Here is a 672-nt window from a genome sequence, read left to right as displayed (position 1 = left end):
GAAGACGATATTGAAAACAACCGGCGTGTTATTTTTCACCGTCGCCTTGGTAACCTGCGTCGAAACCGTGCCGTAGCTATAGATCAAATCGAACTTCTTAGCGGCAATATCGCCCTCGACAACGCGGATCGCCGTTGCGAGTTTCGAGCGGTCTTGCTCGGCATTAATTTCCGAGTAATGAATTGTCGCGCCCGAGTCTTTTAACTTCTGAGCGAAGGCTTTATCTGCCGGCATCCAGCTTTTCCACAGGACCATCAGCACATTCTTTTCTTGTGCCACGGCAGAGGTTGCGGAAAAAGCGGCAATAATACTGGCCGAGACCAAAGTTGCCTTAAGGATCTTAGGGAGCATGGAGAAAGCCTCGTTGTAATCGTAGGGCAGCGGTCGATAAAACTAGTCCTGACAGTGTATAAGAATGACCGCCGTTAATCACAATTTACAATTTTATGACTATTGCCATTCGCCCTTGCGCCGTGCGGTAGAATCTTTAAAAAGCCTATTTAGATATTCAGACGGTCGCCAATCTTCGAGGAGAGGGACGGCGCGTGCTGACGTTAAAAGGGTATCAGCCTGGGATGACCGCGCACAGGCAACGGCTTTGGCCAATCAAACTCTCGTTTTTGGCGCTGGTCGCCGCCGATGCCGTTGGCGTGTCGTTTCTGCCGGTTTACG

At 50.4% G+C, this 672-nt stretch carries 1 protein-coding gene; it reads right to left on the bottom strand.

The annotated features are described in order from the left end of the window. Positions 1–351, bottom strand: a 351-nt coding sequence (locus tag VZ95_RS20920; RefSeq protein ID WP_198148476.1) for a type 1 periplasmic-binding domain-containing protein, incomplete at its 3' end; no start/stop codon positions are given. Positions 352–672: the final 321 nt, after the last annotated feature.

This window comes from Elstera litoralis (genome assembly GCF_000963705.1).
GTDB classification, from domain to species: domain Bacteria; phylum Pseudomonadota; class Alphaproteobacteria; order Elsterales; family Elsteraceae; genus Elstera; species Elstera litoralis.
This window is presented reverse-complemented; position numbering and strand designations above follow the sequence as displayed.